This is a genomic window from Kosakonia sp. N21 (assembly GCF_050587465.1).
In the GTDB taxonomy this organism is placed as follows: Bacteria; Pseudomonadota; Gammaproteobacteria; order Enterobacterales; family Enterobacteriaceae.
In genome coordinates, this window is record NZ_JBOBHR010000008.1 from 1 (window position 1) to 14,506 (window position 14,506).

General features: G+C 56.9%; 9 protein-coding genes. 6 read left to right on the forward strand and 3 right to left on the reverse strand.

The genetic code is table 11. The features are described from left to right. Positions 1-240: 240 nt before the first annotated feature. Genes bcsG through bcsE form a run of 3 tightly spaced genes read right to left on the reverse strand, consistent with a single transcriptional unit; the run spans position 241 to position 3,666 of the window. On the reverse strand, positions 241-1,920 hold the full coding sequence (gene bcsG, locus ACQ3G7_RS18375) for a cellulose biosynthesis protein BcsG (RefSeq protein ID WP_430891025.1): 1,680 nt from the start codon (positions 1,918-1,920) through the stop codon (positions 241-243). Then, positions 1,913-2,110, reverse strand: a complete 198-nt coding sequence (bcsF, locus tag ACQ3G7_RS18380) for a cellulose biosynthesis protein BcsF (protein ID WP_263098870.1) — start codon at positions 2,108-2,110, stop codon at positions 1,913-1,915. Before bcsF ends, bcsG begins: the two co-directional genes overlap by 8 nt. Further along, on the reverse strand, positions 2,107-3,666 hold the full coding sequence (bcsE, locus tag ACQ3G7_RS18385) for a cellulose biosynthesis c-di-GMP-binding protein BcsE (protein WP_430891028.1): 1,560 nt from the start codon (positions 3,664-3,666) through the stop codon (positions 2,107-2,109). The genes bcsF and bcsE overlap by 4 nt, the downstream gene beginning before the upstream one ends. A gap of 174 nt (positions 3,667-3,840) precedes the next feature. On the opposite strand from bcsE, the gene bcsR reads away from it, so the two are divergent. Genes bcsR through bcsC form a run of 6 tightly spaced genes read left to right on the forward strand, consistent with a single transcriptional unit; the run spans position 3,841 to position 14,355 of the window. Further along, positions 3,841-4,029, forward strand: a complete 189-nt coding sequence (bcsR, locus tag ACQ3G7_RS18390; RefSeq protein ID WP_430891030.1) for a cellulose biosynthesis protein BcsR — start codon at positions 3,841-3,843, stop codon at positions 4,027-4,029. Between the two features lie 11 nt (positions 4,030-4,040). Then, entirely contained in the window at positions 4,041-4,805 is a 765-nt protein-coding gene (gene bcsQ / locus ACQ3G7_RS18395) for a cellulose biosynthesis protein BcsQ (protein WP_430891032.1), read from the forward strand. Next, on the forward strand, positions 4,802-7,420 hold the full coding sequence (gene bcsA / locus ACQ3G7_RS18400) for a UDP-forming cellulose synthase catalytic subunit (RefSeq protein WP_430891034.1): 2,619 nt from the start codon (positions 4,802-4,804) through the stop codon (positions 7,418-7,420). The genes bcsQ and bcsA overlap by 4 nt, the downstream gene beginning before the upstream one ends. Positions 7,421-7,430: 10 nt before the next feature. Then, positions 7,431-9,767: a cellulose biosynthesis cyclic di-GMP-binding regulatory protein BcsB gene (gene bcsB, locus ACQ3G7_RS18405; RefSeq protein WP_430891036.1), complete on the forward strand. Its 2,337-nt coding sequence runs from the start codon at positions 7,431-7,433 to the stop codon at positions 9,765-9,767. Positions 9,768-9,772: 5 nt separating this feature from the next. Next, the gene (gene bcsZ, locus ACQ3G7_RS18410; protein WP_430891038.1) at positions 9,773-10,876 is read left to right on the forward strand and encodes a cellulose synthase complex periplasmic endoglucanase BcsZ; all 1,104 of its coding nucleotides are present in this window, start codon (positions 9,773-9,775) and stop codon (positions 10,874-10,876) included. Continuing rightward, entirely contained in the window at positions 10,858-14,355 is a 3,498-nt protein-coding gene (gene bcsC, locus ACQ3G7_RS18415; RefSeq protein ID WP_430891040.1) for a cellulose synthase complex outer membrane protein BcsC, read from the forward strand. Before bcsZ ends, bcsC begins: the two co-directional genes overlap by 19 nt. Positions 14,356-14,506: the final 151 nt, after the last annotated feature.

Genomic DNA, 14,506 nt, shown 5'->3' on the forward strand with positions numbered 1-14,506 from the left:
CCTGAAAGGGAGAGGGAGAAAACCCGCACCATTCTGTACACTCGCCCTGTTATTGAAGGACCCGTGAGGGGAAATCCGCGCCATTCGGTACACCTGCCCTGTTATCGAAGGACCTGCGAGGGGAAAACCCGCGCCATTCTGTACACTCGCCCTGTTATTGAAGGACCTGTGAGGGGAAATCCGCAGCGATCTGTTCCCTCTCCCCTTTGGGGAGAGGGTTAGGGTGAGGGGAAAAGGGCGTTATTGCGGATACGGCACCCAGTCACCGCCGTTCAGACGTACATAAGGCTTATCCTGATACTGAATAACCACCGCGTTCGCATTCTCCGATACCGGTGCGGTCTGCGGCAGATTGCCGATCAACTGCTGCCAGTTCACGCTATCCTGGGTGAAGATCTTCCCGTCCAGCACGCGCGTGACAATTTCCGAAATCGCAAGGAAACTGCTCGGCTGGTCAATTTCCAGCGGCGCGCCCTGATGCGGCGCTTTCATGCCAAAGAACTTAATCGCGGCTGGCACGTTGGTGATTGACGGGCTGGGGATATCGCGCAAGCCGGAAACCTGCATCTTATCGCCCTGCAACGCCGCGCCATGTTCCGGCACCAGTACCACCATCACTTTGTGCCCGGATTTTTCCAGTTGAGTGAAGAAAGCATCCAGCTCATCGAACAGCTTCTGCGCCCGCAACTTGTAATCCGCGCTTTTGCGATCGCCCGGATAGTGGTTGCCATCGTGCAGCGGCAGCAGGTTGTAGAAGGTCGCGGTGCGTTTACCCTGGTTAGTGGCCTCTGACTCCATCCAGCGATTCAGCACGGCGGTATCGTCAAAGACTGGCGAGCCGTCAAAGGAGAGCAGGACTGGTGGCAGACCCGCCTGGTTCATCAGCGGCACTTGTACACCGCCGTTGTCGCGGATCTCTTTCAGGAAGCCGCCGAATTCGCCGTTGTGATCCATCATCAACTGCTGGGTAAAACCCAGTTTCGCCAGATTATCAAACAGATAGCATTGTGCGCCTGCCTGCTGATAGAGGTTTTTATGCGACGACTGACCGCAGCTTGCACGTAACAGGCGAATGGCCGCCGGGCCGCTATAGGCGGTGGCGGAGTTAAAGTGCTTAAACACCATATCGAAGTGTGACCACAGCGGATGCGACATCAGCCCGGCAGCTTCGATATCTGCCCAGGAGAGCGAGCAGATGTTGATGATCAGCAGGTCGAAAGGCTGTGAGTCTGCTGCCAGCTCGGTCGGGAAGGTGCTATGACGTTTCTCTTCCGATGCGTAGAAACTGGCCAGCCAGGCGTTGAGATTTTCAGACGTTGGCGGAGCTGTTTGCGCCGGAATATCGCCAACCACTGGTGTATCCCCCGCCGTTGCGACGGTTGCCGCCGCCGCGCCGCCAGTGGTAGTCACCGTGGTGGTCGGCTGGCCTCCGGGCCATAACGAGAAGGCCGGGCCGGTGAGGGTCAGCACGTTCAGCCAGATCATCAACGCAACGACAAACACCGTCACGCGGATCCACTGCGACAAAAAGAGCCAGGCAATCAGCAGAACAAACAACGCACCGACCATTTGCCAGTTAATAAAACGCAGCGCCAGGTCAGCCAGGTAACTGGCGCTGAATCCGGCAACCTGCGAACCCTGACTCATAATGCTTTCCAGCCCCGGCAGCCAGGTATCGTGCCAGAACAGCCCGAAGCCGACAGGAAGGGCAACCCAGTGGCGCAGGCGGTGCAGACGCAGGTTGGGCAGCGGCATCAGCAGGAATGCCATAAACACCAGGTTCAGCAGGGGATGAAAATTAAGGTATCCCGCCCACAGCAGACCGAACTTCACCAGAAAATAGAAGTTCCAACCGGAAAGGCCGCGCCAGTATTGCCACAGCGGCGAAGGCGCTGGAGAGGTCGTTGTATGATTAGTCATGTTTACGGTCTGCCTTGACGAGCGATTCCCGGCGCAAAGTACCGATTGGTTTCACATAGCGGGGTTTGGAGAAAGTTAAACGAAGCGCGGTGCGGATCGGGCGCGACCAGTGTCGGGCAAGATACCCCAACGGGAAGAAGATCAACGCGCACAACACAATGAGCTGAACGATATCGCCAATCGACATCATGATGTACGCTCCGTGTTTTCGCTGAGTAACCGGTAATGTTCCGGGATGCGGCGCCAGGCGGTGCCATCGTGTTCTGCATTGATCACTTTCTTCGTTTCACTCGTGACGATTAACGGTTTTGCCCACTGATCCGGCGTCAGCGTGCGCATTTGCACCAGCTCGGCGGCAATCTGGTTATCTTCGAACCACACCATACGGTTGGAGAAGATGTCCGCCGTTGGCAGCGGAAAAATATGGTTCAGCGCGGTATCGAGATCGTTGACCCGGCAGAATGATAAAAACAGCACCAGCCGGTTATCGCCAATGCTCACGATATCCCCGGTGCGGTTTGTTCGGCACAGGGTGAGCGCTTGCTCAACGCGAATTCCCGGCACCGGTCGCAGGGCGACCATCACCCCTTTGCCATCTGCGGGTAAAAGCGGGTTATTGACCATATTGCTGACGGCATCGCAGAACGTACCCCACGGCTGGAAACCGCGCAGTTTCAGCGGTTGGGTCATCGACAGCAGCGTGGTGATATCTTCCGGCACGAGACGGTTGAACAGCTGACCCTGAACGCTTTCAATTAACGTTAAACAGCGCGACAACGGGGCATTCCACGGGATAACCATATTGGCTCCGCAGCCCAGCAACAGTCGCTCATCCGTGGCGCGCAGGCTGGCGTGGCTTTCACGGACAATGATTTTCAGGCCGCTACCGCGTTGGCGACGCAGCGTGTGGATTTGCCGCGCAATGCTGTCTATTTGATTATTTTGCGTGAGCGCAAATATCAATGTTGCCGCCTGGCTGGCACGGGCTTCTTCAAATAACGCTTCGTTAGTTTCAAATAATGACCAGTATTCAGAAAGCGGCGGCGCGCCTTCCAATACAGTAATATTACTTAAGATTCGCTTTTCATCGCTGCGCGGTTGGACGGATGTTTCTTCCCGTTCCGCTAATTGCCAGCGTCCTTTAACATTAAGGATCTGAAGCTGTTGCCGGGCGCTAACCCCTTTTTCATTACACCACCAGGCAACGTCATAAACATGTAAATCATTCTGATAGCGTAAACTGGCCAGGCCAAATAATGTGCGATATTCGCTCATCAGAATCGACGTCTGTTTATCGCTGTTGCCGCTGGGGTTAATTATCAGCAGTGCGCATTTATGGTATTTCGCCCATGCGTGAGTTTTTTCCAGCCATCTTTGCAAATTAGCCACGGGAATATTCTGAAAGGCATTGTTGGCGCAGAGCAGGATCAGTAAATAATTTTCAGGCTCCACTGAACACAGTAAATCGCGGGTGAAAAAGTATAGACCATTTTCCCGATTTGGCATGGAAAATAGCTGGACTTTTTCTGGTCCGTGATCGTTATCCAGATGGATGATTTTATGCAGATCGTGGCCCATGCCAATTATTGCGACTTTTGCTTCTTTATCTTGTGTCGCAATGGTCTGATTTATAAGATTAATCGCATCCTGTTCGCGATCGGCATTTAACCACCAGACGCCGCCTGCGGGCATATGACGTAATTCATCCCATAACGACTGGATTCCAATAGAAAATACGGGGTCCACGATGTCCCTCTTACAGAGAATTTAACTGTATCTCAGTTTACTAGCGTAAGCGAAGAAATAAACCTAACATTGAAATTAAAGAACATCAGATTTAGCATGTAAACGAATTTTCTCAGGCGCGATTGTCTTGCCTCATTTGCTCAAGTGCTTTTTATTCATAGGGATCGGTTAAACATGCATAGCGATGAATTCAAAACTCAGACAGATCCCACGCTGGGCTACACATTTCAAAATGATTTTCTGGCGCTGAGCAAAGCATTTTCATTGCCTGAAATAGATTATGCCGATATTTCCCAACGAGAACAGTTGGCGGCAGCTATTAAGCGTTGGCCACTGCTTGCTGAATTCGCCCGTCAACAATAAGGGAGCCATGAATGGCCATCTTGGGATTACAGGGGATACGCGGTGGCGTGGGTACAACATCAATCACTGCGGCTCTGGCCTGGTCATTGCAATTATTAGGCGAGTCGGTGCTCGTTATTGACGCGTGCCCCGATAATCTTCTGCGCCTGTCATTTAATGTCGATTTCGATCATAACGGCGGTTGGGCGCGTGCTTTACTGGATGGTCAGGACTGGCGTGATGCGGGGCTGCGTTACACCTCTCAACTTGATGTCTTGCCTTTTGGCCGCCTTACGACAAGCGAATGGGAAAATAGCCAGCGACTGCCCGACGTGCTTAACGCGCTCACCTCTATTCTGCAGGCGCTGCAAACGCAGCAGCAGTATCAGTGGGTATTAATCGACCTGCCGCATGGCTATTCGCCACTGGCTCGCCAGTTTATTGAGCAGTGCGATCATACGCTGACCATTATCAAGCCGGACACGAACTGCCACGTGCGTCTGCACCAGCAGGTTTTACCGGTGGGCACGCATATTCTGATAAACGATCTGCGCGTCGGCAGTCAGCTACAGGATGACCTCTGGCAGGTGTGGTTACAAAGCCAGCGACGAATGCTGCCAATCTATATTCATCGCGATGAAGCGATGGCGGAATGCATGGCGTCAAAACAGCCGCTGGGCGAATACCGTGCCGATGCGCTGGCGGCGGAAGAGGTGTTAACGCTGGCGAACTGGTGCCTGCTGCATTGTGCGCAAACGCGTGCGGACAGCGGGGAGCCCGCAAGGAGCCCGCAATGAGTCGTCTGTCCGCCTGGTTGCTGATCCCACCGGTTAGCGCGCGTTTAAGCGAGCGCTATCAGCACTATCGCCGTCATGGCGCCTCCGGGTTCAGCGCGGCCTCCGGCTGCTTCTGGGCGATACTCGCATGGATGTTTATTCCGCTGGAGCATCCGCGCTGGCAGCTGTTGCGTGCGCAGCAACATCAGTTATTTCCGCATATCGATCCTGACAAACCCCGCCCTCTCGACCCGGCGCGCTATCTGGTGCAAACCCTTTGGCTGTTAGTCACCTTGCCCTGGGGACCGCCGAAATCCGCGCGTCGTCAGCGTTTTGCCCGGGCTCGCGCGTTGCGTGGGCGCTGGTATCACTGGCTGGATAGTCTGCCGGCACGGGTAACGCAACGTACCGGTCACCTCGACCACAAAAAAGAGCTGGCGCATATTCATCCGCGCGTCCGGCGTTTCATTCTTGGCGTGGTGGTTGTCTTCTCGCTGGTTTTGGCAATTTTGTGTATTACACAGCCCTTTAACCCGCTTTCGCAGTTTGTGTTCCTGATGCTGCTATGGGGTGTGGCCTTGCTGGTGCGGCGCATTCCGGGGCGCTTCTCGGCGTTAATGTTGATTGTTCTGTCGCTCACCGTTTCCTGTCGTTATATCTGGTGGCGTTATACCTCGACGCTGAACTGGAACGATCCGGTCAGTCTGGTATGCGGTCTGATACTGCTGTTTGCGGAAACCTACGCCTGGATTGTGCTGATCCTCGGTTATTTCCAGGTGGTGTGGCCGCTCAATCGCCAGCCGGTGCCGCTGCCGAAAGAGATGGCGCTGTGGCCCTCGGTGGATATCTTCGTGCCCACCTATAACGAAGATTTAAGCGTGGTGAAAAACACCATTTACGCGTCATTGGGCATTGACTGGCCGAAAGATAAACTCAAAATCTGGATCCTCGACGATGGCGGCCGCGACGAGTTTCGCGTCTTCGCCAACACCGTTGGGGTGGAGTACATCGCGCGCACCACTCACGAACACGCCAAAGCCGGGAATATCAACAATGCCCTGAAGTATGCGAAGGGCGAGTTTGTGTCGATTTTCGACTGCGACCATGTGCCCACGCGCTCGTTTCTGCAAATGACCATGGGCTGGTTCCTGAAAGAGAAAAAACTGGCGATGATGCAGACGCCGCACCATTTTTTCTCGCCGGATCCGTTTGAACGTAACCTTGGGCGTTTTCGTAAAACGCCGAACGAAGGCACGCTGTTCTATGGCCTGGTGCAGGACGGCAACGACATGTGGGACGCCACCTTCTTCTGCGGTTCTTGTGCGGTGATCCGTCGTGAAGCGTTGGATCAAATCGGCGGTATTGCGGTAGAAACCGTCACCGAAGATGCGCACACCTCCCTGCGTTTACACCGCCTGGGCTACACCTCCGCGTATATGCGAATTCCGCAGGCGGCAGGGCTGGCGACGGAGAGTTTGTCTGCGCATATTGGTCAGCGTATTCGCTGGGCGCGCGGCATGGTGCAGATCTTCCGCCTCGATAACCCGCTGTTCGGCAAAGGGCTAAAGCTCGGGCAGAGACTGTGCTATGTCAATGCTATGTTTCACTTCTTGTCCGGCATTCCTCGACTGATCTTCCTGACCGCGCCGCTGGCGTTTTTGCTGCTGCATGCCTACATCATTTATGCCCCGGCGCTGATGATCGCGCTGTTCGTTCTGCCGCATATGATCCACGCCAGCCTGACCAACTCGAAAATTCAGGGCAAATACCGTCACTCCTTCTGGAGCGAGATTTATGAAACGGTGCTGGCCTGGTATATCGCACCGCCAACGATGGTGGCGCTCTTTAACCCGCATAAAGGCAAGTTTAACGTCACGGCGAAAGGCGGCCTGGTGGAAGAAGAGTATGTGGATTGGGTGATTTCCCGTCCCTATATCTACCTGGTGCTGATTAACGTGCTCGGTCTGGCGGTTGGCGTATGGCGCTACTTCTACGGGCCGGAAAACGAAATCCTGACGGTCTTCGTCAGTATGGCGTGGGTGTTCTACAACATGGTTATTCTCGGCGGCGCGGTGGCGGTATCGGTGGAGAGCAAGCAGGTTCGCCGGGCGCACAGGGTGGAAATGTCCATGCCCGCGGCAATTGCCCGCGAAGATGGCCATCTTTTCTCCTGTACCGTGCATGACTTCTCTGACGGCGGTCTGGGCATCAAGATCAACGGCCAGGCGCAGGTGCTTGAAGGGCAACGCGTGAACCTGTTGCTGAAGCGCGGTCGGCAAGAGTACGTCTTTCCCACGACCGTGGCGCGCGTCTCCGGCAATGAGGTCGGTCTGCAACTGATGCCGCTGACCACCAAACAGCATATCGATTTTGTGCAGTGTACGTTTGCCCGTGCCGACACATGGGCGTTGTGGCAGGACAGTTTTCCGGAAGATAAACCACTGGAAAGCCTGTTCGATATTTTGAAATTGGGTTTCCGCGGCTATCGCCATCTCGCGGAATTCGCTCCGTCGTCAGTGAAGGTGATTTTCCGTGTGCTCACCGGCCTGGTCTCATGGGGGGTGTCGTTCATCCCTCGCAGGCCAGCACGGAACCTGACGGCACAGCAACCGAATCCGGTTATGGCTCAACAATGATGAAAACGCGATGAAAAGAAAATTCTCCTGGATTTGTGCAGTGGCAGTGGGGATGAGCGCGCTGCCCCCGATGACGACCCTTGCGGCGCCTGCGAACCCCGCTGCGCTGGCCACCGGGCAGATGCTGCCTGCCGCCAATGGTGCGGAGGTGGTGGGTCAGGTTATGCCTGGTGTACAGGGCGCGAATGCGCCGGTGGTGGCGGAAAACGCCCCGTCCCGCGATGTAAAGCTGACGTTTGCTCAGATTGCGCCGCCGCCGGGCAGTATGGTGCTGCGCGGCGTCAATCCGAATGGCGGTGTCGAGTTTGGCATGCGTAGCGATGAGCTGGTGTCAAAAGCGGTGCTGAACCTTGAGTACACGCCGTCACCGTCGCTGCTGCCCGTGCAATCGCAGTTGAAGGTTTACCTGAACGATGAATTGATGGGCGTGCTGCCGGTCACCAAAGAGCAACTGGGCAAAAAAACGCTGGCTCAGGTGCCGATTAACCCGCTTTTTATCGCCGATTTTAACCGTGTGCGTCTGGAGTTTGTCGGGCACTACCGTGATGTCTGCGAAAACCCGGCCAGTAACACGCTGTGGCTGGATATCGGGCGCAGCAGTTCGCTGGATCTGACCTACCAGAAGCTGGCGCTGCAAAACGATCTGTCTCACTTCCCTGTTCCGTTCTTTGACGCGCGTGATAACCGTGCCTTAACGCTGCCGATGGTCTTTGCCGATGCGCCGGGCCTGGGGCAACAGCAGGCGGCGGCCGTTATCGCGTCCTGGTTTGGTTCCCGCTCCGGCTGGCGCGGGCAGACATTCCCGGTCAGTTACAACACCCTGCCGGACAGTAACGCCATTGTGTTCGCCACCAATGGTAAGCGCCCGGATTTCCTGCGTGATGCCCCGGCGGTGAAAGGGCCGACCATCAGCATGATTGCGCATCCGGATAATCCGTATGTGAAGTTGCTGGTGGTGATGGGCCGTGACGATAACGATCTGTTGCAGGCGGCGAAAGGGATTGCGCAGGGCAATGTGCTGTTCCGTGGCGATAGCGTCACCGTTAATGACGTGAAACCGTTGCTGGCGCGTCAGCCCTACGATGCGCCGAACTGGATCCGTACCGATCGTCCGGTCAGTTTTGGCGAACTGAAAACCTATGAAGAGCAGCTGCAATCAACCGGGTTGCAACCTGCGTCGATCAACGTGGCGCTGAACCTGCCGCCGGATCTCTATCTGCTGCGCAGTAACGGCATTGATATGAACCTCAATTACCGTTATACCGCGCCGCCGACGAAAGATAATTCGCGCATGGATATCAGCCTGAACAACCAGTTCCTGCAATATTTCAGCCTGTTGAGTAACCAGGACAGCAATAAGTTGCTGCTGCGTCTGCCGGTGCTTCAGGGGTTGCTGGACGGTAAAACGGATGTCTCCATTCCGGCGCTGAAACTGGGTGCGGTCAACCAGTTGCGCTTTGATTTCCAGTACATGAACCCGATGCCGGGCGGCACCATTGATAACTGCGTGACCTTCCAGCAGGTGGATAACCGCGTGGTGATTGGCGACGATTCCACCATCGATTTCTCGAAGTATTACCACTTTATCGCCATGCCGGATCTGCGTGCTTTCGCCAATGCGGGCTTCCCGTTCAGCCGGATGGCGGATTTGTCGCAAACGCTGGTGGTGATGCCGCCTAAACCCGCGCCTGCGCAACTGACTACGCTGCTCGATGCGTTGGGCACCGTTGGCGCGCAGACGGGCTTCCCGGCTATCAACGTGCAGTTGACCGACGATGCCAGCAAAATCCAGGACAAAGATGCGGATATCATGATCGTCGGCGCGATTCCGCCCGCGCTCAAAGATGATAAGAAAATCGACCTGCTGGTGGAGGCGGCGCAAAGCTGGGTGAAAACACCGCAGCGCCAGACCCCGTTCGCGTCGAACCTGCCGGATGAAGCCGATCGCCAGGCGGAGACGCAGACCGCCATCACCTCAGACGGCCCGATGGCAGCCATTGTCGGCTTCCAGTCACCGTTTAACGATCAACGTAGCGTGGTCGCACTGCTGGCGGATAGCCCGCGCGGTTACACCTTGCTCAATCAGGCAATCAATGACAGCGGTAAACGCGCAACGATTTTCGGTTCGGTATCGGTGATCCGCGAGTCCGGGGTGAACGGTTTACGCGTTGGCGACATCTATTATGTGGGCCACTTGCCGTGGTTTGAGCGTGTCTGGTATGCGCTGGCGAACCATCCTGTGCTGCTGGCGGTGCTGGCGGCGGTGAGTATTGTGCTGCTGGCGTGGGTGCTGTGGCGTCTGTTGCGGATCATCAGCCGCCGTCGTCTTGACCCGGATCACGAGTAACGGCGATGAAGGCGTTACGTTGGGTTGTAATGGCGCTGATGATGGCGGCGGTGAATGTGCGCGCCGCCTGCACATGGCCCGCCTGGGAGCACTTCAAACAGGCGTATATCAGCGATGGCGGTCGGGTGATTGACCCCAGCGATGCGCGCAAGATAACCACCTCGGAAGGGCAAAGCTATGCCTTGTTCTTCGCGCTGGCGGCGAATGACCGCCCGATGTTCGATAACGTGCTGGAATGGACGAAAGACAATCTGGCGCAGGGGGATCCCGGCGAACACCTTCCGGCCTGGTTGTGGGGGAAAAAGGACGAAAGCAACTGGACCGTGCTGGATAGTAACTCCGCGTCGGATGCGGATATCTGGATAGCCTGGTCGCTGCTGGAAGCCGGACGCTTATGGAAAGAAGAGCGCTATACCACCCTGGGCAAAGCGTTGTTAAACCACATCGCCAAAGAGGAAGTGGTGACCGTACCAGGACTGGGGCCAATGCTGCTACCGGGAAAAGTCGGCTTTGCCGAGGAGACGGTCTGGCGGTTTAACCCCAGCTACCTGCCGCCGCAGCTTGCCCGTTATTTGACCCGTTTTGGCGAGCCCTGGACGGCACTGCAGGAGACCCATCACCGGTTGTTGCTGGAGACGGCGCCGAAGGGATTTTCGCCGGACTGGGTGCGTTATGAAAAAAGTAAAGGCTGGCAACTGGCCCCCGATAAGACGTTGATTAGCGGCTACGATGCCATCCGCGTCTATCTGTGGGTGGGAATGATGAACGACCGTGATGCGCAAAAAGCGCCTCTGCTCGAACGGTTAAAACCGATGGCAGCGGTGACGGCGAAAAATGGCGTGGTGCCGGAAAAAGTGGATGTCGCCACTGCGCAGCCGCGCGGTAATGGCCCGGTTGGCTTTGCCGCTGCGCTGTTGCCCTTCTTACAGGATCGTGATGCGCAGGCCGTGCAACGGCAAAACGTCGCCGACCATTTCCCGGGCGATGATGCTTATTACAGTTATGTTCTTACCCTGTTCGGTCAAGGCTGGGATGAGCACCGTTTTCGTTTCACCTCTCGCGGTGAGTTACAACCTGACTGGGGCCAGGCATGCGCAAGTTCACAGTAAGCTTACTTTGTCTCTCACTCGCGCTTGCGCTGACGCCAGCCACGCAGGCGGATGAGCCTACCGCTCAGCAGCAGTTGCTGTCGCAGGTGCGGCTGGGTGAAGCCACCAAACGAGAGGACCTGGTGCGTCAGTCGTTGTACCGTCTCGAACTTATCGATCCGGACAACCCGGAAGTGATTGCCGCACGTTTTCGCTATTTACTGCGTCAGGGCGATAACGCCGGGGCGCAAAAGCAGCTCGATCGCATGAAGCAACTGGCGCCGGATTCCTCAGCGTATAAATCCTCCGTGACGACGATGACGCTCTCTGGCGCAGAGGGACGCCAGGCATTGCAACAGGCACGCTTACAGGCCACGACAGGGCATGTTCCGGAAGCGCTTGCTGCCTATGACGCGTTGTTTAAAGGCAATCCACCGGAGGGCGATCTGGCGGTGGAGTACTGGGCGTTGGTCGCGAAAGTTCCGGCGCGTCGCAGTGAGGCAATCACGCAACTGAAAGCACTGAACGCGCGCAATCCGGGTAACGAGGCGCTGCAAAATTCGCTGGCGCAATTGCTGTTTGGCGACGGTCGCGATGCCGAAGGGTATGCGGTGCTGGAGCAGATGGCGAAATCCAGCGCGGGTCGTGACGCGGCGGCAGGGCTCTGGTATCAGCAGATCCAACGCATGCCGGTGAGTGACGCCAGTGTGAAAGCGCTACAACGTTTCCTGACCGTATTCAGCTCGGGCGATACCGTGGACAGCGCCCGTACGCAGCTCGCCACGCAGCAAAAACAGCTTGCCGATCCTGCGTTTCGCGCCCGGGCCACCGGCCTGGCGGCGGTGGATGCCGGACAGGGGGCAAAAGCGGTGGGTGAGTTGCGCCAGGCCGTCACTGCTAACCGAACGGACAGTGAAGCCGTTGGCGCGCTCGGGCAAGCCTATTCGCAAAGCGGCGATCGCGTCCGTGCGGTGGCGCAATTCGAAAAAGCCATCGCCATGGATCCCACCAGTGGTAACCGCAGTAAGTGGGACAGTTTGTTAAAAACCAACCGCTACTGGCTGCTGATCCAACAAGGTGATGCGGCGTTAAAAGCAAACAACCCTGCTGAGGCGGAGCGTCTCTATTCGCAGGCGCGGCGTATTGATAACACCGACAGCTATGCGGTGCTTGGCCTTGGCGATGCGGCGATGGCCCGCAAGGACAGCAACGCAGCGGAAGGGTTTTACCGTCAGGCGCTGCGTATGGACAGAGGCAACAGCAATGCGGTGCGCGGTCTGGCGAATATTTATCGCGCACGCTCGCCGCAAGAAGCCGACACGTTTATTCAGTCGCTTTCCGCCAGCCAGCGTCGCAGCATTGATGACATTGAGCGCGGGTTGAAAAACGATCGGCTGGCGCAGCAGGCGGAAGCGCTGGAAAACAGCGGTCAGTGGGCACAGGCAGCGGAGTTGCAACGCCAGCGGCTGGCGCTCGATCCTGGTAGCGTGTGGGTGACTTACCGTCTGGCGAGCGACCTGCGCCAGGCCGGACAGCAGCACGAAGCCGATGCACAAATGCAGCGTCTCGCCGCACTCAAAGCTGGCGATCCGGAGCAGGTGTACGCCTATGGCCTGTATCTCTCCGGCAATAATCAGGAAATGGCGGCGCTGAACCATCTTAATGGGCTGCCGAAAGCGCAGTGGAACAGCAATATCCAGGAACTGGCGGAGCGGCTGCAAACCAATCGCCTGCTGGAAAACGCCAACCGGCTGCGCGACAGCGGCCATGAAGAGCAGGCGCGGGCGCTACTGGCGCAGCAGCCTGCGTCGACGCGTATTGATTTGACGCTGGCCGACTGGGCGCAGCAGGGTGGCGATAGCGCGTCTGCGCAGCACTATTTCAACCGGGTGCTGGAGCGGGATACAAATAACCAGGACGCGCGGCTTGGTCTGGCGGAGTTGTACGCTGCCGATGGCAATAAAATGGCAGCACGCGCGCAACTGGCGAAGTTGCCCGCTCCGACGGCGGCGCAGCCGCAATCCATCAATACCCAGCGGCGTCTGGCGCTGGTGCAGGCCGCGCTTGGCGATACCGACAGTGCCCGGCAAACCTTTAGCCGCATTACGCCGCAGGCCAAAGCGCAGCCGCCGTCGATGGAGAGCGCGTTGGTGTTGCGCGATGCTGCCCGTTTTCAGGCGCAGCAGGGCGAGCCGCAGCAGGCACTGGAAACCTGGAAAGATGCCATGGTGGCGTCCGGCGTGACCACCACACCGCCTGCGGATAACGACACCTTTACGCGTTTAACGCGCAATAACGCGAAAGATGACTGGCTGAAGCGCGGCATCCGCAGCGATGCGGCCGATCTCTACCGGCAGCAGGATATCAATGTCACGCTGCAGCATGATTATTGGGGTTCCAGCGGTACCGGCGGTTATTCCGATCTGAAAGCCCATACCACCATGTTGCAGGCAGATGCGCCGCTGGCGGACGGACGGATGTTCTTCCGCACCGATGTGGTGAATATGAATGTGGGCAGTTTCGCCACCACAAATGGTGTTTACGACCCCAATTGGGGTACCTGTTCCGCAACGCCATGTAGCGGCAACACCAGCCAGAAAGCCAACGGCGCAAGTCTCGCGGTCGGCTGGCAAAATGGCACCTGGTCGGGGGACATCGGCACCACGCCGATGGGGTTTGATGTGGTGGACGTGGTGGGTGGCCTAAGCTACAGCAGCGATTTGGGGCCGCTGGGGTACACCGTTAACGTCCATCGTCGGCCGATTTCCAGCTCATTACTGGCGTTCGGCGGGCAAAAAGATCCGAATACCGGCGTGACATGGGGCGGCGTCCGCGCCACCGGTGGCGGCGTTAGCCTGAGTTACGACAAAGGGGAAGCAAATGGCGTCTGGTCGAGTTTGAATGCGGATTCCATCACCGGTAAGAACGTGGCGGATAACTGGCGTGTCCGCTGGATGACCGGCTATTACTACAAGCTGATCAACAAAGATAATGAGCGTCTGACCGTTGGCCTCAACAATATGTTGTGGCATTACGACAAGGATCTGAGCGAGTACACGCTGGGACAGGGCGGCTATTACAGTCCGCAGCAGTATATCTCGTTCGCGGTGCCGGTTGTCTGGCGGAAACGCACGGCAAACTGGTCGTGGGAGCTGGGCGCGTCTGGCTCGTGGTCGCACTCAAAAACCGACGGCATCAAACGCTATCCGTTGCAGAACCTGATCCCGGATAACCAGTTCTTTGCCAATGGCGACCCGATGTACTCGGATAAGGACAATGGCAGTGCGAGCAGCAGTTCGAACGGTTTTGGTTATACCGCACGTGCGCTGGTGGAACGCCGGGTGACGTCCCACTGGTTTATTGGCGCGGGTGTCGATATTCAGCAAGCGAAGGATTACACCCCAAGCCATGCGTTGATTTATGTGCGTTATTCCGGCGCCGGGTGGCAGGGCGATATGGATATGCCGCCGCAAACGCTCACGCCTTACGCTGACTGGTAAAAAAAGGACAATTCCTGGCGGTGAATCGCTGTGCGCCATGGCGGGCGTATAGTGATTAAACGCCAGTGATTCAATCTGTTACCCATGATGATTGCCGCTATCCTCTTTCGCGTTGCAATCTGGCTGGTCGTTTGTCTCAAGAGCGTCACGA

What these genes read in the sequence shown, in the direction of transcription:
- bcsZ (WP_430891038.1), top strand. Translation starts at nt 9,773, where the DNA reads ATGAAGGCGTTACGTTGGGTTGTAATGGCGCTGATGATGGCGGCGGTG.
- bcsB (WP_430891036.1), top strand. Translation starts at nt 7,431, where the DNA reads ATGAAAAGAAAATTCTCCTGGATTTGTGCAGTGGCAGTGGGGATGAGC.
- bcsA (WP_430891034.1), top strand. Translation starts at nt 4,802, where the DNA reads ATGAGTCGTCTGTCCGCCTGGTTGCTGATCCCACCGGTTAGCGCGCGT.
- bcsC (WP_430891040.1), top strand. Translation starts at nt 10,858, where the DNA reads ATGCGCAAGTTCACAGTAAGCTTACTTTGTCTCTCACTCGCGCTTGCG.
- bcsR (WP_430891030.1), top strand. Translation starts at nt 3,841, where the DNA reads ATGCATAGCGATGAATTCAAAACTCAGACAGATCCCACGCTGGGCTAC.
- bcsQ (WP_430891032.1), top strand. Translation starts at nt 4,041, where the DNA reads ATGGCCATCTTGGGATTACAGGGGATACGCGGTGGCGTGGGTACAACA.
- bcsG (WP_430891025.1), bottom strand. Translation starts at nt 1,920, where the DNA reads ATGACTAATCATACAACGACCTCTCCAGCGCCTTCGCCGCTGTGGCAA.
- bcsF (WP_263098870.1), bottom strand. Translation starts at nt 2,110, where the DNA reads ATGATGTCGATTGGCGATATCGTTCAGCTCATTGTGTTGTGCGCGTTG.